We start from the raw sequence: 19482 nt of genomic DNA, 5'->3' as shown, positions 1-19482 counted from the left end.
TGAACCGGCATGACTCTCGATATCACACAGTTCTATCAGACGTTCTTCGACGAAGCCGACGAGCTGCTCGCGCAGATGGAGCAGCTCCTGCTGAACCTGGACGTCGCCTCGCCCGATCCCGAGGATCTGGCCGCGATCTTCCGCGCCGCGCATTCGATCAAGGGCGGCGCCGCGACGTTCGGCTTCACCGCGCTCACGGAGACGACGCACATCCTCGAATCGCTGCTCGACCGCGCGCGCAATCACGAACTGACGCTGACGAAGGAGATGGTCGACGCGTTCCTCGAGACGAAGGACGTGCTGTCCGACCAGCTCGCCGACTACCGCGCGAGCGCCGAGCCCGACGCGGCCGCGGCCGCCGCGATCTGCGGGAAGCTCGAACGGCTGAAAGCGTCGGCGAGCGGCGCGCAGGCGGCGGCACCGGCCACGGCTCAACCGGCTGCGCCCGCGCCGGCCGCACCCGCCGCGCCGACGGCAGGCCTCTTCGGCGTGCCCGAGCATGTCGTCGAGCAGGCGGTCGAGGCCGCGCATCCGGCGCCCGGCGCGCCCGACGCCGCAGGCGGCGACGGCCCGCATCTGAAGATCACCCTGACGGGCGTGGGCGACAAGGACCAGGAACTGCTGACCGAGGAGCTCGGCAATCTCGGGCGGATCGTCGGCCGCGTGAAGGCGGGCGACGCGCTCACGCTGTGGCTCGAAACCGACGTGCCGTCGGACGACATCATCGCCGTGTGCTGCTTCGTGATCGACGAAAGCCAGATCGCGATCGGTCGCGGCACCGCGCCGGGCACCGGAGCGGCGCAGCCCGAGGCGGCCGCCGCGACGCAGGCGGCGTCGCAGTCGCAGTCGCAGTCGCACGAAGCCGAACACGAGCCCGAGCCCGAGCCCGCCGAAGCCGCGGCGGAACCGGCCACGGCCCGGCCGGCAGCGGCGCCCGTTGCCGAGGCGAAGCCGGCCGCGCAACCCGCCGCGCCGAGCGCGCCCGCCGAGCCCGCCGCCGCACCGGCGGCCGCGGCTCCCGCCGCACAAAGCGCGGCGCAAGCCGCCGCGCAGCATCACGACGACCGCAAGCCGCGCCCGGCCGCCGCCGCGAGCGCGGAGGGCAGCTCGATCCGCGTGGGCGTCGAGAAGGTCGATCAACTGATCAACCTCGTCGGCGAACTCGTGATCACGCAGGCGATGCTCGCGGAGACGACGAGCGCGTTCGATCCGGCGCTGCACGACCGCCTGTACAACGGCATGGCGCAGCTCGAGCGCAACGCGCGCGACTTGCAGGAAGCCGTGATGTCGATCCGGATGATGCCGATGGACTACGTGTTCAGCCGCTTCCCGCGGCTCGTGCGCGACCTCGCGGGCAAGCTCGGCAAGCAGGTCGAGCTCGTCACGTTCGGCCAGGCGACCGAGCTCGACAAGAGCCTCATCGAGCGGATCATCGATCCGCTCACCCACCTCGTGCGCAACAGCCTCGACCACGGGATCGAAACCGTCGAGGCGCGCCGCGCGGCGGGCAAGGACGCGGTCGGCCAGCTCGTGCTGTCGGCCGCGCATCACGGCGGCAACATCGTGATCGAGGTCAGCGACGACGGCGCGGGCCTGAACCGCGACAGGATCCTCGCGAAGGCCGCGAAGCAGGGGATGCAGATCTCCGAGAACATCAGCGACGACGAAGTGTGGAACCTCATCTTCGCGCCGGGCTTCTCGACGGCCGAAGTCGTGACCGACGTGTCAGGCCGCGGCGTCGGGATGGACGTCGTCAAGCGCAACATCCAGTCGATGGGCGGGCACGTCGAGATCTCGTCGCAGGCCGGCCGTGGCACGACGACGCGGATCGTGCTGCCGCTCACGCTCGCCATTCTCGACGGGATGTCGGTGAAGGTCGGCGGCGAGATCTTCATCCTGCCGCTCAATTTCGTGATGGAGTCGCTGCAGCCGTTGGCCGAAGACATCTATACGATCGGCAACGGCGAGCGCGTCGTGCGCGTGCGCGGCGAATATCTGCCGCTCGTCGCGCTGCACGAGGTGTTCTCGGTCGACGACGCGCGCACCGATCCGATGCAGGGCATCGTCACGATCATGCAGACGGAAGGCCGCCGCTTCGCGATGCTGATCGACGAGCTGGTAGGCCAGCAGCAGGTGGTCGTCAAGAATCTCGAGACGAACTACCGCAAGGTGTACGGCATTTCCGCCGCGACGATTCTCGGCGACGGCAGCGTCGCGCTGATCGTCGACGTCGCGGCGCTCAATCGCGAGACCCGCTCGATGCACGGCGCGCACGCGAGCGCCGCGCTCGCCGTGTCCTAACTTACGTCATCCATCGATCTGGGGGCTAATGTGTCCGAAGTCCAAACGAACAATTCGGCCGCCGCGAACGCGGCCAACCGCCGTGATGCCGAGCAGGGCGACGCGGCGGGCCAGGAGTTTCTCGTCTTCACGCTCGGCGACGAGGAATACGGCATCGATATTCTCAAGGTGCAGGAAATCCGCGGCTACGACAGCGTCACGCGGATCGCGAACGCGCCCGAGTTCATCAAGGGCGTGATCAACCTGCGCGGGATCATCGTGCCCATCGTCGACATGCGGATCAAGTTCCATCTCGGCCGCGTCGACTACGACCATCAGACGGTCGTGATCATCCTGAACGTCGCGCACCGTGTCGTCGGGATGGTCGTCGACGGCGTGTCCGACGTGCTCACGCTGTCGACCGAGCAGATCATGCCGGCGCCGGAGTTCGGCGGCGTGCTGACGACCGAATACCTGACGGGTCTCGGCACGGTCGACGGCCGGATGCTGATCCTGATGGACATCGAGAAGCTGATGACGAGCAAGGAGATGGCGCTGATCGACACGCTCGGCGCGTGAACGGGCGCGCCGCGCTGTCGCACGCGACGCACGCAACGGAACTACGGGGGAGCTGACGATGCTGCACAACTGGTCGATCCGCACGACGCTGACGGCCGTCGGATTAATGCTGGTGCTCGTCGCCGCGCTGGTCGGCGGGCTCGGGCTGTACGCGCTCAATCACGCGAGCCGTTCGCTCGACGCGATCGCGCACGGCGACCTGCCGACGATCCACACGCTCGACGACACGTCGTCGTACCTGCTGCGCTCGCGCGTCGCGCTCGACCGTTTCAAGACGCTGTCCGAGGCCGGCAACGCCGACGAGGCGCAGAAGGTGCTGTCGCGCGCGCAGGAGCTGTACGCGAAATCGACGCAAAACTGGCAGGCGTATCTCGCGGCGTCGAAGGAAGGCATCGACCAGGCGCTCACGGACGCGCTCGCCGCGCGCTACGCGACGCTGACGAAGGAAGGCGTCGAGCCGGAATTCGCAGCCGCGCATGCGGGCGACCTCGCCGCGTATCACGCGATCGCCGACACGAAAATCAGCCCGATGTTCGTCGCGTACGACAGCGCGGCGTCCGCGGTGGTCGCCGCGTATTCGAAGCGCGCGGAATCGCGCTTCGACGCGACGCAGGCGCGCATTTCGCTGATGATCGCATTGATCGCGACGGGCATCGGCGTCGCGTTCCTGATGGTGATCGGCATCCGCTTCGCGCTGCGCGGGCTCATCGTGCACCCGCTCAACGTCGCGATCGCGCAGTTCGAGCGGATCTCGGCGGGCGACCTCACGCAAGCGTCGCAAGTCGCGGGCAAGAACGAGATCGGCCGGTTGTTCCAGGGCATCGGCCGGATGCAGGCGGCCGTCGCCGACATGGTGAAGGCCGTGCATCGCGGCGCGGTGGCGGTCGACGCCGGCGCGCGCGAGATCTCGAGCGGCAACGCCGACCTGTCGGCGCGCACCGAATCGCAGGCGGCGTCGCTGCAGGAAACCGCGTCGAGCATGGAGCATCTCACGGGCACGGTGCGCCAGAACGCGGAGAACGCGCGGCAGGCGAGCCAGCTCGCGGTCAACGCGTCCGACATCGCGACGCAAGGCGGCGAGGTCGTCGGCCAGGTCGTCACGACGATGCAGGACATCGCGGCGAGCTCGACGAAGGTCGCCGACATCATCGGCACGATCGAAGGCATCGCATTCCAGACCAACATCCTCGCGCTGAACGCAGCCGTCGAAGCGGCGCGCGCGGGCGAGCAGGGCCGAGGCTTCGCGGTCGTCGCGGGCGAGGTGCGCTCGCTCGCGCAGCGCAGCGCGACGGCCGCCAAGGAAATCAAGCAGTTGATCGGCGACTCCGCGCACAAGGTGCAAAGCGGCTCGGCGCTCGTCGAGCGCGCGGGCACGACGATGGCCGAAATCGTTCAGGCGGTGCGCCGCGTGACGGACATCATGGGCGAGATCAGCGCGGCGTCCGAAGAGCAGTCGACGGGCATCGTCCAGGTGAATCGCGCGGTCAGCCAGATGGACGCCGTCACGCAGCAGAACGCGGCGCTCGTCGAAGAGGCGGCCGCCGCGGCCGCGTCGCTCGAAGAGCAGACGCGGCAGATGAAGCAGGTCGTGTCGGTCTGGCGCGTCGAAGGCGGGATCGCGTCCGCCGCGGCTTCGTCGGGGGCGAAGGCGCATGCGAACGCGGGGTCGCCGAGCGTGCCGTCGGCCGTTGCGACCACGTCGCGCGCGCCCGCTGCCGGCGCGTCTGCGACCGCCGGCGCGTCCGGATCGTCGTCGGCTTCGGCCGCCGCACACGGCGCCCGCGCGACGCACGGCACGCCCGGCGCCGCGCCGCGGCCCACGAAGAAGCCCGCCGACGCGCCGAAGTCCGCCGCGTCCACGGCGTCTTCCGCCTACGCGCCGAAGCTCGCGAAGCCGGGCGCAGCCGCGCATCCGTCGCCAGGCAAGGCAGGCGCGGCCGCCGCGCCGCAAGCCGCCGCCGCTTCCGCATCCTCCTTCGCGCTCAAGCGCCCGGTGCTGTCGGGCGAGTCGAAGCCCGCGGTCGCCGCGGTGTCCTCCGACGACGACTGGGAAACCTTTTAAGCCATGATGCCCGCACGCGCCGCCTCTCGTCTCGACGCACTCGAACCGCAAGAACGGTCGGGCGACGCTGCGCGGGACTTCGAATTCACGTCCGCCGACTTCACGAAGATCCGCGCGCTGATCTATCGGCGCGCGGGCATCTCGCTGTCCGAGCACAAGCGCGACATGGCGTACAGCCGCCTTGCGCGGCGCCTGCGCGCGCGCGGGCTCAACCGTTTCTGCGACTACCTCGAGCTGCTCGAGCGTGAAAACGACCCGGTCGAATGGGAAGCGTTCACGAATTCGCTGACGACGAACCTGACTGCGTTCTTCCGCGAGTCGCATCACTTCCCGATCCTCGCCGAATTCGTCAAGCGCCGCGAGCAGCCGGTATCGGTGTGGTGCTCGGCGGCGTCGACGGGCGAAGAGCCGTATTCGATCGCGATGACGCTCGTCGAGGCGCTCGGCGATTCGGCCGCGCGCTCGGCGACCGTGCTCGCGACCGACCTCGACACGCAGGTGCTCGCGAAGGCGGAAGCGGGCGTCTACGCGTTCGAGCAGGTGAAGCACCTGTCGCCCGAGCGGCTCAAGCGCTTCTTCCTGAAAGGCGCGGGTGCGCAGGCGGGCCGCGTGAAGGTGCGCCCCGAACTGCGCGCGATGATCCGCTTCGCGCAGCTCAACCTGACGGACGCCGACTACGGCCTCACGAAGCCGTTCGACGCGATCTTCTGCCGCAACGTGATGATCTATTTCGACAAGCCGACGCAGTCGCAGGTGCTCGCGCGCTTCGAGCCGCTGGTCAAGCCGGGCGGCCTGTTGTTCGCCGGCCATTCGGAGAACTTCACGTACGTGACGCAGGCGTTCCATCTGCGCGGGCAGACGGTCTACGAGCTGACGCGCGACGGGCATTCCGCCGCGCCGCGCGTGCGTTCGCGCATCGGCGCGGCCGCGGCCGAGGAGGAACTCCGATGAGCGGGCTGCCGATCGCGACCAATCATTATTTCGACGCGCACTTCCACCGCCGCGGCGTGAAGCTGCTGCCAAACGAGTTCTACACGACGCGCGAGGACATGGTGCTCGTCACCGTGCTCGGCTCGTGCGTCGCCGCGTGCCTGCACGATCCGATCGCGCGGATCGGCGGGATGAACCACTTCATGCTGCCGGACGACGGTGCGGATCCGTCCGCCGCCGCATCCGAATCGATGCGCTACGGCGCATACGCGATGGAAGTGCTGATCAACGAGCTCATCAAGGCGGGCGGCCGCCGCGAGCGCTTCGAAGCGAAGGTGTTCGGCGGCGCGGCCGTGCTCGCCGGGATGACGACGATCAACATCGGCGATCGCAACGCCGATTTCGCGCGCCGCTATCTCGCGCTCGAGCGCATCCGCATCACCGCCGAGGATCTGCAGGGCGTGCATCCGCGCAAGGTCGCGTTCATGCCGCACACGGGGCAGGCGATGGTGAAGAAGCTGCGCGTGCAGGCGCCCGACGTCGCGGAGCGGGAAGCCGCGCTCGCGCGCGAGGCGCGCGGCGAGCGCGCCGCCCGTCCGCGCCCGCGCGTCGAGCTGTTCGGGACGCCCGCGCCCAAGGCGGATGCGAAGGCCCGCATCGAATTGTTCGGTACGCGGGCCGCGTCGCAGCCCGCCACAAGAAAGCAGGAGGCTTGAACGCTGTGCAGAAGAAAATCAAAGTGCTGTGCGTCGACGATTCGGCGCTGATCCGCAGCTTGATGACCGAAATCATCAACAGCCAGCCCGACATGGAGGTGTGCGCGACGGCGCCCGATCCGCTCGTCGCGCGCGAGCTGATCAAGCAGCACAACCCGGACGTGCTGACGCTCGACGTCGAAATGCCGCGGATGGACGGCCTCGACTTCCTCGAGAAGCTGATGCGCCTGCGGCCGATGCCGGTCGTGATGGTGTCGTCGCTGACCGAGCGCGGCTCGGAAATCACGCTGCGCGCGCTCGAGCTCGGCGCGGTCGACTTCGTCACGAAGCCGCGCGTCGGGATCCGCGACGGGATGCTCGAATACTCGGAAAAGCTGGCCGACAAGGTGCGCGCCGCGTCACGCGCGCGCGTGCGGCAGAATCCGCAGCCGCACGCGGCAGCCGCCGCGCCCGGCCACGCAGGCGCCGCCGCCGCGCCGCTCATCAACAATCCGCTCGTCAGTACCGAGAAGCTGATCATCGTCGGCGCGTCGACGGGCGGCACCGAGGCGATCCGCGAGGTGCTGACGCCGCTGCCGCCCGACGCGCCCGCCGTCCTGATCGCGCAGCACATGCCGCCCGGCTTCACGCGCTCGTTCGCGCAGCGCCTGAACGGGCTGTGCCGGATCTCGGTGAAGGAAGCGGAGCACGGCGAGCGCGTGCTGCCGGGTCACGCGTACATCGCGCCCGGCCACGCGCACCTGCTGCTCGCGCGAAGCGGCGCGAACTACATCGCGCATCTGTCGGACGATCCGCCCGTCAACCGCCATCGTCCGTCGGTCGACGTGCTGTTCCGCTCGGCCGCGCAGCACGCGGGCAAGAACGCGCTCGGCGTGATCCTGACCGGGATGGGCCGCGACGGCGCGGCCGGGCTGCTTGAAATGAAAAAGGCGGGCGCGTATACGTTCGCCCAGGACGAGGCGAGCTGCGTCGTGTTCGGGATGCCGCGCGAGGCGATCGCGATGGGCGGCGTCGACGACGTCGCGCCCCTTTCCGACATGAGTCGCCGTATCATGGCGCGCCTTGCGTCGATGGGCGACCGCGTGCAGCGCGTGTAATCCTAGGCGCCACCGTTACAGGACACGAATCAGGAAAGGAACAGAGATGATGGACAAGAGCATGAAGATTCTGGTGGTGGACGATTTTCCGACGATGCGTCGGATCGTCCGCAACTTGTTGAAAGAGCTGGGCTATTCGAACGTCGATGAGGCGGAGGACGGTCTCGCCGGGCTTGCGCGGCTGCGCGGCGGCGGCTACGACTTCGTGATCTCCGACTGGAACATGCCGAACCTCGACGGCCTCGCGATGCTGAAGGAGATCCGCGCGGACGCGTCGCTGTCGCATCTGCCCGTGCTGATGGTGACGGCCGAGTCGAAGAAGGAGAACATCATCGCGGCCGCGCAGGCGGGCGCGAGCGGCTATGTCGTGAAGCCCTTTACGGCGGCGACCCTCGACGAGAAGCTCAACAAGATTCTGGAAAAGATGGCGAAAGCGGGGAGCTGACGTGAACGAGCCGATCAATGCAGCGCTTGCCGGCGCGAGTGCCGATGAACGCCTTGCCGACGCCGCCGATCTGGCGAGCGACCGTATTCTCGCGCGCATCGGCCAGCTGACGCGCACGCTGCGCGACTCGATGCGCGAACTGGGACTCGACAAGCACGTCGAGAAGGCGGCGGAAGCCGTGCCGGATGCACGCGATCGGCTGCGCTACGTCGTCGCGATGACCGAGCAGGCGGCCGAGCGCGTGCTGACCGCGATCGAGATCGCGAAGCCCGTGCAGGTGCGCCTGCAGGAAGAGGCCGCGGCGCTCGACGCGCGCTGGGCGAAGTGGTACGAGTCGCCGATCGAGCGCGCGGAAGTGCGTGGCCTGATGGACGACACGCGCGCGTTCCTGCGCGCGCTTCCGGAGGCGACGGGCGCGACCAACGCGCAACTGCTCGAGATCATGCTTGCGCAGGACTTCCAGGATCTGACGGGCCAGGTGATCAAGAAGATCATGGACATGGTCTACCTGATCGAGCAGCAACTGCTGACCGTGCTGGTCGAAAACATCGCGCCCGAGCGGCGCGAGCAGTTCGCCGCGACGGCCGCCGCGCTCGCCGCCGAGCAGGCGGGCGGCGCGATCACGCCGGAATCGCTGCTGAATGGGCCGCAAATCAATCCGGAAGGGAAGGCGGACGTCGTGCAGGATCAGGCGCAAGTCGACGATCTGCTGGCGAGCCTCGGCTTTTGAGTCGATTTGTTTTGCAAAATTCAAGAGATCGTCGAGATTAATGCCAATAGGTTTCTGACATAAGAGACAGGCATACTACGCTCCTGGTTTGCCGGCTCTCGATGGCTTTCTTTTCGCTTTCGATTGTCGATTGTCGATTATGAGCGGTGCATGAGCCGGCAGACGTCACGCCGCCCGAGATGCGAGCCTGAATTCGAGGAGGAATGGAGTGAGATCGAGTCGATTTCGCCGGATCGCCGCGACGGCGGCCGGCTTCATGTGCGCGTGGCTTGCCGCGCCCGTCCACGCGGGCCTCGGCGGCGCGCCGATGACCCCGCCCGCCGCGGATACCGCCGCGGTGGTGCGTTCGATGCAGCGCAGCATCCATGCGGCGGGCAGCGCATCGACGGCCGCCGTCGGCTACACCGTGCGGGAAACCACGCTCGGCTCCGGCACCGTCGTGCGCGAGTACGTCTCGACGGCAGGCACCGTGTTCGCGCTGTCGTGGCAAGGCCCCATCGCGCCGGATCTCTCCGATCTGCTCGGCAGCTATTTCCCGCAATACGAGGCGGGCGTGAAGGCGTCCCACGCCGCACGCGGGCCGCGCGCGCCGACCGCGATCGACACGAGCGGGCTCGTCGTCCACACGGGCGGCCACATGGGCTCGTACTCCGGTCAGGCGTGGCTGCCGCAGGCGCTGCCTGCCGGCTTCTCCACCAACGACATCCAGTGATCGCGACGGGAGGGGACAGATCTTGCGCTTCCAACACACTCTGACTCGCTGGCTCGGCGCGCTGAGCGTCGGCGCGGCCACGGTCGCACTCGTCGCCGCCTGCGGCGGCGGGGGCGACGGCGGCTCGAACGCGTCCGTCAACACCGGTTCCGGCGGCGGCAGCACGTCCGCGGGCGGCGGCTCGAGCAGCGGTTCGGGCGGCTCGTCCGGCACGCCGCTCGCGTCGAACCAGACGGCGATCACCGTCAGCACGGGCGTCGCGACCGTCGTCAACATGCCGACCGTCAGCGTGACGATCTGCGCGCCCGGCACGTCGGCGTGCCAGACGATCGACAACGTGCTCGTCGACACCGCGTCGTACGGGCTGCGGATCGTCAACACCGCCGCGTCGAACGTGCTCGGCAGCCTGCCCGTGTCGAGCGTGAGCGGCGGCGCGCTCGTCGAGTGCGGCAAGTTCGTGACGAGCTACACGTGGGGCACCGTGCGCACCGCCGACGTGAAGATCGCCGGCGAGCAGGCGAGCTCGCTGCCGGTCCAGATCATCGGCGACCTCGGCACGTCCGGCGTGCCGGCGTCGTGCTCGAACGGCAATTCGCCGTCGAACACGGCCGCCGACCTCGGCGCGAACGGCATCCTCGGGATCGGGCCCGCGCCGTACGACTGCGGCGCGAACTGCGTGACGTCGACGCTCTACAGCAACTACTACGCGTGCCCGAACGGCAACTCGAGCTGCCAGGTCACGACGGTGCCGCTCGCGCAGCAGGTTGCGAATCCGGTGCCGCGCTTTGCGGCCGACAACAACGGCGTGATCGTCGCGATGAATCCGCCGTCGGGCGGCAGCGCGACCGGCACACTGACGTTCGGCATCAACACGCAGGCGAACAACGCCCTGCCGTCGAGCGCGACCAAGCTCACGTCGACGACGGCGGGCGACCTGACGGGCACGCTGCTAGGGCGCGCGATCAGCACGGCGTTCTTCGACACCGGCTCGAACGCGTACTTCTTCGACACGGGCGGCAGCACGGCCGTCACGCTGCCCGTTTGCAGCAACAATTCATCGTTCTACTGCCCGACGACGGGCACGCAGAACACGACGGCCACCGTCATCGGCCTGAACGGCGCGCAGGCGTCGCCGTCGATCTCGATCGCCAACGCGAACTCGCTGTTCTCGTCGTACAAGTCCGCGGTGCCGAACCTGGGCGGCCCGTTCGGCGACACACGGGTGCTCGATTTCGGCTTGCCGCACTTCTTCGGCAAGACGCTGTACTTCGGAATGGACCAGCGCGGCAGCGGCGGGCCGGCCCCTTACGTCGCGTTCTGACGCGACAGGCGCGCGGGCGGGCGGTTTTTCCGGACGCCCGCGCGTCGCGAACCCACCCAAAAAGGGCGCGAGAAATCGCGCCCTTTTGCATGGAGAACTACGGAAGATGCGCGGCCGCACACGCCGCGAGCGCCTATCATCGTTAGGTTGTTCCGCAGAGGAAGACTCATGAGGAGAGACGTCATGACAGCACGTGTGCAGCGCATCACCCCCTTCCTGTGGTTCGACGGCAACGCCGAGGAAGCCGCCACGTTCTACGTATCGGTGTTCGACAACGCGAAGATCACACGCGTCGCCCGCTACGGCAGGGAGGGCGCGCAGGCGTCCGGGCAGGGCGAGGGCACTGTGATGACGGTCGCCTTCGAGCTCGACGGCCAGAGCTTCGTCGCGCTGAACGGCGGCCCCGCGTTCCAGTTCAATCCGGCCGTGTCGTTCGTCGTCAACTGCGCGACGCAGGACGAGATCGACGACTACTGGCGCCGGCTGTCCGAAGGCGGCGACGAGAGCGCGCAGCAGTGCGGCTGGCTCAAGGACCGCTTCGGGCTGTCGTGGCAGATCGTGCCCGCGCAACTGCCGGAACTGCTGACGGGCGCCGATCCGGCGAAGGCGTCGCGCACGATGCAGGCGCTGATGCAGATGAAGAAGATCGACCTCGCGACGCTGCAGCGGGCCGCGGCCGGCTGAGCGCCCGCTCGCCGTTTCGCTGCCGTCCGTCCTTCGCGTTCCCCGCCTTTCGACGACAATACGGGCTTCTCCGCAGCGCAGACACGGAATGAAGCCAATCGGTGTGGCGCGCGCCTCGTCGAGGCCGCCGACGCGCCGCGCGCGATGCTGCGCCGCGTCGCCCGCGCGCCTTTGTCGCATCGCGCGCTCGGCATCCAGCTCGGGCTGCGCAACCGGATCGAGCCCGTCGCTTATTCGGTCAACCATCTGCCGCCCCGCGGGCGACCAGCGGGCGACGCTGTCGCCTCAGCCGGACGGCGTGCGTTGGTTCAACTACACGGTGCCGACGGTCACACGCTGCCCGGGCTCGCCCCGCCGGGCGGCAGCATCGTCGAGATGTTCGCGGCCGTCGACGCGCAAACGCCGCTCGACGCGTGGACCGACGCCGCGAAGACGGCGGCCGCGCAGCCCTGGATCGACGCGCTCGCGCGCCGGCACCGGCTCGACATCGCGACGCTGCGCGTGACGAGCCCGCGGGATCATGCGGAGCGGCTCGGCCTGTACGAAGGCGCGCCTTACGGGCTGTCGCCCGCCGCGCGGCCGGATCAGCAGTTTGCGCACGTGACGCCGATCGACGGGCTGTATCTTGCCGGCCAGACGACGTATCCGGGCTTCGGCGTGACGACATCGATGCTGTCGGGCGTCTTCGCGGCCAACGCGCTCGCGTCGTGTGCGTTGCGGTGAGCGCCGTGCCGGCGCGCGGCGCCCGCGCATAGGAGCCGAGCGCCGGGCTCGCTGCAAACGCGCCCTTCGAGACCGCGTCGGCGTTTTCCAGCGGGCAGGCACGTTTCAGCGGCGCGTGCGGCAAGCATGAAGACGCTGGTTGCAAGGGCAGCCCGCCGCCCGCCGCCGATCCCGCCCCCAAACCCGCTCACCGCTCGCCCTTCGCCTGCGCAACCGATTCCGAGAAATACCCCCGTTTCCCCGCTTTCCTCGACCGATCGCCCGTTGACCGCTGCGGGAATAATCGGTGTCACTGGAAAGCGGCATCCCGCCGCGCCCGCATGGAGGCCCTCGTGGCAGAGGACAGCGATCTCGAACGGACAGAAGCCGCGACTCCCAAGCGCCGCGAGAAGGCGCGCGAGGAGGGGCAGGTCGCGCGCTCGCGCGAGCTGGCTTCGTTCGCGCTGCTGTCGGCGGGCTTCTACGGCGCGTGGCTCCTGTCCGGCCCGATCAGCGAGCATCTGCGCACGATGCTGCACGCGGCGTTCTCGTTCGACCGCGCAACCGCGTTCGACACCCATCGGATGCTGTCGCACGCGGGCAGCCTGAGCCTCGAAGGTCTCTACGCGCTCGCGCCCTTGCTCGCGCTGACGGGCGTCGCGGCGCTCGCCGCGCCGATGGCGCTCGGCGGCTGGCTCGTGTCGACGAAGACGTTCGAGCTGAAGTTCGAGCGCCTGAATCCGATCACGGGCCTCGGCCGCATTTTCTCGATTCAAGGGCCGATCCAGCTCGGGATGTCGATCGCGAAGACGCTCGTCGTCGGCGGGATCGGCGGCATCGCGATCTGGCGCAGCAAGGACGAATTGCTCGGCCTCGCGACGCAGCCGCTCCACGCGGCGCTCGCCGACGCGCTGCATCTCGTCGCCGTGTGCTGCGGGATGACGGTCGCGGGAATGCTCGTCGTCGCGGGCCTCGACGTGCCGTATCAACTCTGGCAGTACAACAAGAAGCTGCGCATGACGAAGGAAGAAGTGAAGCGCGAACACCGCGAGAACGAAGGCGATCCGCACGTGAAGGGCCGGATTCGCCAGCAGCAGCGCGCGATGGCGCGCCGCCGGATGATGACGAACGTGCCGACGGCCGACGTCGTCGTCACGAATCCGACGCACTTCGCGGTCGCGCTCAAGTACACGGACGGCGAGATGCGCGCGCCGAAGGTCGTCGCGAAGGGCGTGAACCTTGTCGCCGCGCGAATCCGCGAGCTCGCGGCCGAGCACCACGTGCCGCTCCTCGAGGCGCCGCCGCTCGCTCGCGCGCTCTATCACAACGTCGATCTCGAACGCGAGATTCCGGGCACCCTGTATTCGGCCGTCGCCGAAGTGCTCGCGTGGGTGTATCAGCTGAAGCGCTTCCGCGCCGAAGGCGGGATCGCGCCCGAGACGCCCGTCGATCTCGAGGTGCCCGCTGAGCTCGACAAGGGCAAGCACGTCGCGCCGGAAGACGAGGAGGAAGAAGCTGAAGACGCGCTTGGCCGTCACGCCGCCGGAGGTGCCGCATGAACATGCCGGCCGGTTTCCTCGGCAAGCGCGCGCAGTTCCTCGACGGCGCGAACCTGCGCGCGCTCGCGGGCCCGATCCTCATCTGCATGATTCTCGGGATGATGATCCTGCCGCTGCCGCCGCTGCTGCTCGATCTGTTCTTCACGTTCAACATCGCGCTGTCGGTGATGGTGCTGCTCGTCAGCATGTACACGATGAAGCCGCTCGACTTCGCCGCGTTCCCGAGCGTGCTGCTGTTCTCGACGCTCTTGCGCCTGTCGCTGAACGTCGCGTCGACGCGCATCGTGCTGCTCGAAGGTCACACGGGCCCCGACGCGGCCGGCCAGGTGATCGAGGCGTTCGGCCACTTCCTCGTCGGCGGCAACTTCGCGGTCGGCATCGTCGTGTTCGTGATCCTGATGATCATCAACTTCATGGTGATCACGAAGGGCGCGGGGCGGATCGCCGAAGTGTCCGCGCGCTTCACGCTCGACGCGATGCCCGGCAAGCAGATGGCGATCGACGCCGACCTGAACGCCGGCCTCATCAACGAAGAGCAGGCGAAGAAGCGCCGCCAGGCGGTCGCGCAGGAAGCGGAGTTCTACGGGTCGATGGACGGCGCGTCGAAGTTCGTGCGCGGCGACGCGATCGCGGGCCTCATCATCATGGCGATCAACGTGATCGGCGGCCTGATCGTCGGGATGCTCCAGCACGACATGAGCTTCGCCGCGGCGGGCAAGAACTACACGCTGCTCACGATCGGCGACGGCCTCGTCGCGCAGATCCCGTCGCTCGTGATCTCGACCGCGGCGGGCGTGATCGTGTCGCGCGTCGCGACCGACGAGGACATCGGCACGCAGATCACGACGCAGCTCTTCACGAACCCGCGCGTCTTGATGATCACGGGCTCGATCATCGTGCTGATGGGCCTCATCCCGAACATGCCGCACTTCGCGTTCCTGCTGCTCGGCGCCGGCGCGATCTGGCTGTCGCGGACGTTGACGAAGCGCGAAGCCGCGAAGAAGGCGGCGGGCCTGGTCGCCGAGATCGCGCCGCCGGCGGCGCTGCCGGCCGACAGCCACGAAGCGACTTGGGAAGACGTCACGCTCATCGATCCGCTCGGCCTCGAAGTCGGCTATCGGCTGATTCCGCTCGTCGACAAGAACACCGACGGCGAACTGCTCAAGCGGATCAAGAGCATCCGCAAGAAGTTCGCGCAGGAAATCGGCTTCCTGCCGCCCGTCATCCATATCCGCGACAACCTCGAGCTGCGTCCGAACGCTTACCGGATCGCGCTGAAGGGCGTCGAGGTCGGCGTCGGCGAAGCGTATCCGGGCCAGTGGCTCGCGATCAATCCGGGCCAGGTGACGGCCGCGCTGCCGGGCGCGCCGACGCAGGATCCGGCGTTCGGGCTGCCCGCCGTCTGGATCGACACGTCGTTGCGCGAGCAGGCGCAGGTGTACGGCTACACGGTCGTCGACGCGAGCACGGTCGTCGCGACGCACCTCAATCACCTCGTCGTCCAGCACGCGGCCGAACTGCTCGGCCGCCAGGAAGTGCAGGCGCTCATCGAGCGGACCGGCAAGGATGCGCCGTCGCTCGTCGAGGATCTCGTGCCGAAGACGATCTCGCTCACCACGCTGCAGAAGGTGCTGCAGAACCTGCTCGACGAAGGCGTGCCGATCCGCGACATGCGCACGATCATCGAGGCCGTGTCCGAGCAGGCGGGCCGCATCACTGATCCGTACGAGCTCACGGCCGCCGTGCGTCTCGCGCTTGGCCGCGCGATCACCCAGCAGTGGTATCCGGGCGTGGGCGAGATGCAGGTGATGGGGCTCGACGCGAATCTCGAGCGCGTGCTGTCGCAGGCGCTCGCCGCCGGCGCGAATCCGGGCCTCGAGCCGGGCCTCGCGCACACGCTGCTCATCGGCACGCAAGACGCGATGCTGCGTCAACAGAACATGGGGCTGCCGCCCGTGCTGCTCGTCCAGCACGCGCTGCGCGCGATGCTCGCGCGCTTCCTGCGGCGCAGCCTGCCGCAATTGAAAGTGCTGTCCTACGCCGAAGTGCCGGACACCCGCACGATCAAGGTCGTTAACGTCATTGGGGGTACCGCTTGAACATTCGCAAATTCATTGGTCCGACGAGTCGCGATGCGCTGCGCCTCGTGCGCGAAGCGATGGGCGCCGACGCGGCGGTACTGTCCAATCGGACGCTCGACGACGGTCGTGTCGAGATCGTCGCGCTGCCCGCCGCCGAGCTGGCCGAAATCTCGACGCGGCGCGCGGCCGCCGAAGCCGCGCACGGCGAGGCCCAGCCGCAGCCGCAAGCGCTGCGCCAGCCGGCGCAGCATCCGTCTTCGGCGCTGTCGTTCGCGTCGCCCGCCGCTTCGGTCATCGTTCCCTCGGCGACCGCGTCGGCGCCGCGCGCCGCCGCGAATCCGTACGCGGCGGGCGGCATCCCCGACGTGTTCTCGTCGGTGTTCGGCGCGAGCGTCGATGCGGCAGCCGAGGACGATGCGCCGCCCGCCGTCGCGCAGCCGGCCGCTGCGCCGTCCGAGCCCGCACCGTGGCTCGTCGAGCATGCGAAGCGGCTGACGAAGCAGCACGAGGCGCTCGTCGCGCGTCCGCGCGCGGCCGCGGCCGCCCCGCATGCGCCGCGCGAGCGCGCGGCCGCCGACGAGCCGCCCGAATGGGCGCGCGACATCGTGCGCAACACCGCGCGCCGGCTGCCCGCCGACGATGCGACGACGTCGAGGCCCGCGGCGCCGCGCCTGCCCGAAGACACGGCGACCGTCGTCGCGGACGCGGTGAAGGCGCGCATCGAGCGCATCGTCAACGACACGGTGATGCAGGAGCTCGGCTCGCTGCGCGAGCTGATGGAAGAACAGTTCGCGGGCCTGATGTGGAACGAGCGCCAGCGCCGCAATCCGGTGCACGGCGCGCTGACCAAATATCTGTTCGCGGCGGGCTTCTCCGCGCAGCTCGTGCGGATGGTCGTCGACAACCTGCCGGAAGGCGAAGGCTACGGCACGCTCGACGCGGCGGCCGACTGGGCGCACACGGTGCTCGCGGCGAACCTGCCCGTGCTCGACAGCGAGGACGCGCTGATGGAGCGCGGCGGCGTGTTCGCGCTGATGGGGCCGACGGGCGTCGGCAAGACGACGACGACCGCGAAGCTCGCGGCGCGCTGCGTGATGCGCTTCGGCGCGAGCAAGGTCGCGCTCTTGACGACGGACAGCTACCGGATCGGCGGCCACGAGCAACTGCGCATCTTCGGCAAGATCCTCGGCGTGCCGGTGCACGCGGTGAAGGACGGCGGCGATCTGCAGCTCGCGCTCGCCGAGCTGCGCAACAAGCACATGGTGCTGATCGACACGATCGGCATGAGCCAGCGCGACCGCACGGTGTCCGACCAGATCGCGATGCTGCACGGCGCGGACACGCCGGTGCAGCGCCTGCTGCTGCTGAACGCGACGAGCCACGGCGATACGCTGAACGAAGTCGTGCAGGCGTACCGCAGCGCGGCAGGCCAGCCTAAAGCGGCCCTGCCCGATCTCGCGGGCTGCATCCTGACGAAGCTCGACGAGGCGAGCAACCTGGGCGGCGTGCTCGACACGGTGATCCGCTACAAGCTGCCGGTGCACTACGTGTCGACCGGCCAGAAAGTGCCCGAGAACCTGTACGTCGCGACGAAGAAATTCCTGCTGAAGAGTGCGTTCTGCGCGCCGCGCGAGGATTCGCCGTTCGTGCCGCACGACGACGATCTTCCGGCGATGCTGTCCGCGTTGAGCGCGCGCGCCGGCAACGAACTGCACGAGGTCCGCTTTGGATAAACGCATCACCGACCAGGCCGAAGGATTGCGGCGCCTGCTCGCCGGACGCGCGTCGCGCGTCGTCGCGGTGACGGGCGGACCGTCGGGCGTCGGCTGCACGTCGACGGTCGCGAATCTCGCCGCGGCGCTGACCGCGCTCGGCAAGGACGTGCTCGTCGTCGACGAGCGCGCGAACGTCCGCTCGATCTCGGCGACGCTGTGCGGCTCGTGGCTGCGCGGCGGCGAGCCGGTGCGGCACGAGCTCGGATTCGCGATATGCGAGGCGTCGCGGCTCGCGCGCGGCGGCTACAGCGAGACGCAGCTCGCGACGCTCGGCGACGGCGCGGCGGACATCGTGCTGATCGACGCGCAGCTCGACGCGAACGGCGCGCTGTCGGCGCTCGCGCGCGACGCGCACGACGTGCTCGTCGTCACGCGCGTGTCGGCGTCGGCGATCACCGAGGCGTACGCGTGCATGAAACGGCTGCATTACGCGCATGCGCTCGCGCAGTTCCGCGTGCTGACGAATCACGTGCAGAGCGCCGCCGACGCGAAGGCCGCGTACGAGAACCTCGCGGGCGTCGCGAGCCGCTATCTGCGGGTGTCGCTGTCGGACGCCGGATGCGTCGCCGCCGATACGCTGATCGAGCGCGCGCGCGGGCTCGCGCACACGGTGGTGGACGCGTTTCCGTCGGCGGCGGCGGCGCGCGATTACCGGCAGATCGCCGCCGATCTGCTGTATTGGCCGATGCGCCCGGGTCCGGGCGTCGGCCGGGTCCGGACGGGAAGTTCGGCGTTTGAACGGGGTGCGGCTCATGCCGCCTGAACGCCACGACGAAGAGAGGGCACGATGTATAACGCTCAAGGCAAGATTTCCCAGGACGAAGTGCTGACGCAATACGCGCCGCTCGTGCGTCGTCTCGGCCTGCAGCTCGTCGCGAAGATGCCGGCGAGCGTGGACCTCGACGATCTGATCCAGGCCGGCATGATCGGCCTGCTCGACGCGGCGAGCCGTTACAAGGAAGATCAGGGCGCGCAGTTCGAGACCTACGCGACGCAGCGGATCCGCGGCGCGATGCTCGACGAGCTGCGCAGCAACGACTGGCTGCCGCGCAGCCTGCGCAAGACATCGCGCGAAGTCGAGCACGCGGTTCACCAGGTCGAGCAGCGGCTTGGCCGCTCGGCGAACGAAACGGAGGTCGCTGCGCATCTGCAGATGCCGCTCGGCGAATACCAGTCGATGCTGCAGGATCTGCACGGCAGCCAGCTCGTCTATTACGAGGACTTCGACCGCTCGGCCGACGACGAGCCGTTCCTCGACCGCTACCGCGCCGACCACGCCGATCCGCTTTCCGCGCTGCTTGACGGTCATCTGCGCAGCGCGCTCGTCGACGCGATCGAGCACCTGCCCGAGCGCGAGAAGCTGCTGATGTCGCTGTACTACGAGCGCGGCCTGAACCTGCGCGAGATCGGCGCGGTGCTCGAAGTGAGCGAGTCGCGCGTATGCCAGCTGCACAGCCAGGCGGTCGCGCGGCTGCGCGCGAAGCTGCGCGAGCAGACGTGGGTGGGCACGGAGAGCTGAGCCGCCCGTGCGACGATCGGGCGCGAAACGGGAATGCGCGCTGACGAAGCCGGACGAAATGCCGCGCGCGAGCGGCCGGCCCGCCCGATAGGAAAATTTCGCCTCGATTTGCTACAATCCCACCTCGTTTCCGAGGAGCGTTGCGACGGGCCCCGCCCGCCAGGCTCGGAAATGGTCAACCGAGCGGTGTGTCGGCGCAGTATCGTCGCGTAGCGGCGATCGTTCCTGCCGATGCCGGCCGCTTACTTGAACGGCGCTCACGTCACAATTTTCTAGAACTTTTTTAGAAA

The 19482-nt window shown here is 68.8% G+C and carries 17 protein-coding genes and 1 riboswitch; all 17 genes read left to right on the top strand.

The window, feature by feature from the left end; genetic code table 11:
• The first annotated feature begins 9 nt into the window (after positions 1-9).
• The 17 genes from cheA (at position 10) to WS62_RS15600 (ending at position 19192) form a co-directional block, all read left to right on the top strand.
• Positions 10-2301, top strand: coding sequence for a chemotaxis protein CheA (gene cheA, locus WS62_RS15680; RefSeq protein ID WP_066572290.1), 2292 nt, complete (start codon positions 10-12; stop codon positions 2299-2301).
• A 30-nt stretch (positions 2302-2331) separates the two neighbouring features.
• Complete coding sequence (gene cheW / locus WS62_RS15675; RefSeq protein WP_059473814.1) at positions 2332-2859, top strand: chemotaxis protein CheW; 528 nt, start codon at positions 2332-2334, stop codon at positions 2857-2859.
• A gap of 58 nt (positions 2860-2917) precedes the next feature.
• Entirely contained in the window at positions 2918-4921 is a 2004-nt protein-coding gene (locus WS62_RS15670) for a methyl-accepting chemotaxis protein (protein WP_066572283.1), read from the top strand.
• 3 nt (positions 4922-4924) lie between these two features.
• The gene (locus tag WS62_RS15665) at positions 4925-5872 is read left to right on the top strand and encodes a CheR family methyltransferase (RefSeq protein WP_066572280.1); all 948 of its coding nucleotides are present in this window, start codon (positions 4925-4927) and stop codon (positions 5870-5872) included.
• On the top strand, positions 5869-6567 hold the full coding sequence (gene cheD / locus WS62_RS15660; RefSeq protein WP_066572277.1) for a chemoreceptor glutamine deamidase CheD: 699 nt from the start codon (positions 5869-5871) through the stop codon (positions 6565-6567). The genes WS62_RS15665 and cheD overlap by 4 nt, the downstream gene beginning before the upstream one ends.
• Before the next feature lie 5 nt (positions 6568-6572).
• Entirely contained in the window at positions 6573-7664 is a 1092-nt protein-coding gene (locus WS62_RS15655; protein ID WP_066572325.1) for a protein-glutamate methylesterase/protein-glutamine glutaminase, read from the top strand.
• Between the two features lie 49 nt (positions 7665-7713).
• Positions 7714-8109, top strand: a complete 396-nt coding sequence (gene cheY, locus WS62_RS15650; protein WP_059473810.1) for a chemotaxis response regulator CheY — start codon at positions 7714-7716, stop codon at positions 8107-8109.
• 1 nt (position 8110) lies between these two features.
• Complete coding sequence (gene cheZ, locus WS62_RS15645) at positions 8111-8839, top strand: protein phosphatase CheZ (protein WP_066572274.1); 729 nt, start codon at positions 8111-8113, stop codon at positions 8837-8839.
• A gap of 208 nt (positions 8840-9047) precedes the next feature.
• Positions 9048-9551: a DUF2844 domain-containing protein gene (locus WS62_RS15640; RefSeq protein WP_066572272.1), complete on the top strand. Its 504-nt coding sequence runs from the start codon at positions 9048-9050 to the stop codon at positions 9549-9551.
• A gap of 22 nt (positions 9552-9573) precedes the next feature.
• Positions 9574-10872 (top strand): DUF3443 domain-containing protein, encoded by a 1299-nt coding sequence (locus tag WS62_RS15635; protein ID WP_066572270.1) that lies wholly within the window; start codon positions 9574-9576, stop codon positions 10870-10872.
• A 183-nt stretch (positions 10873-11055) separates the two neighbouring features.
• Complete coding sequence (locus WS62_RS15630; RefSeq protein WP_066572268.1) at positions 11056-11556, top strand: VOC family protein; 501 nt, start codon at positions 11056-11058, stop codon at positions 11554-11556.
• A gap of 144 nt (positions 11557-11700) precedes the next feature.
• On the top strand, positions 11701-12279 hold the full coding sequence (locus WS62_RS15625) for a hypothetical protein (RefSeq protein ID WP_231748306.1): 579 nt from the start codon (positions 11701-11703) through the stop codon (positions 12277-12279).
• A 332-nt stretch (positions 12280-12611) separates the two neighbouring features.
• Positions 12612-13817 carry a flagellar biosynthesis protein FlhB gene (flhB, locus tag WS62_RS15620; protein WP_066572315.1) on the top strand — a complete coding sequence of 402 codons (1206 nt, stop codon included), beginning with the start codon at positions 12612-12614 and terminating at the stop codon, positions 13815-13817.
• Positions 13814-15916 carry a flagellar biosynthesis protein FlhA gene (gene flhA, locus WS62_RS15615; RefSeq protein WP_066572261.1) on the top strand — a complete coding sequence of 701 codons (2103 nt, stop codon included), beginning with the start codon at positions 13814-13816 and terminating at the stop codon, positions 15914-15916. The genes flhB and flhA overlap by 4 nt, the downstream gene beginning before the upstream one ends.
• The gene (gene flhF / locus WS62_RS15610; RefSeq protein ID WP_066572259.1) at positions 15913-17631 is read left to right on the top strand and encodes a flagellar biosynthesis protein FlhF; all 1719 of its coding nucleotides are present in this window, start codon (positions 15913-15915) and stop codon (positions 17629-17631) included. The genes flhA and flhF overlap by 4 nt, the downstream gene beginning before the upstream one ends.
• Complete coding sequence (locus WS62_RS15605; protein ID WP_059597563.1) at positions 17624-18436, top strand: MinD/ParA family ATP-binding protein; 813 nt, start codon at positions 17624-17626, stop codon at positions 18434-18436. Before flhF ends, WS62_RS15605 begins: the two co-directional genes overlap by 8 nt.
• Before the next feature lie 24 nt (positions 18437-18460).
• Entirely contained in the window at positions 18461-19192 is a 732-nt protein-coding gene (locus tag WS62_RS15600; protein ID WP_059473801.1) for an RNA polymerase sigma factor FliA, read from the top strand.
• Between the two features lie 126 nt (positions 19193-19318).
• A riboswitch (S-adenosyl-L-homocysteine riboswitch) is annotated at positions 19319-19458 on the top strand.
• Positions 19459-19482 lie beyond the last annotated feature (24 nt).

Origin of the sequence: Burkholderia sp. ABCPW 14 (assembly GCF_001523835.1) — a bacterium.
In the GTDB taxonomy this organism is placed as follows: Bacteria; Pseudomonadota; Gammaproteobacteria; order Burkholderiales; family Burkholderiaceae; genus Burkholderia; species Burkholderia mayonis.
The sequence above is the reverse complement of the archived record's forward strand: the minus strand, read 5'-3'. Positions and strand labels throughout refer to the sequence as shown.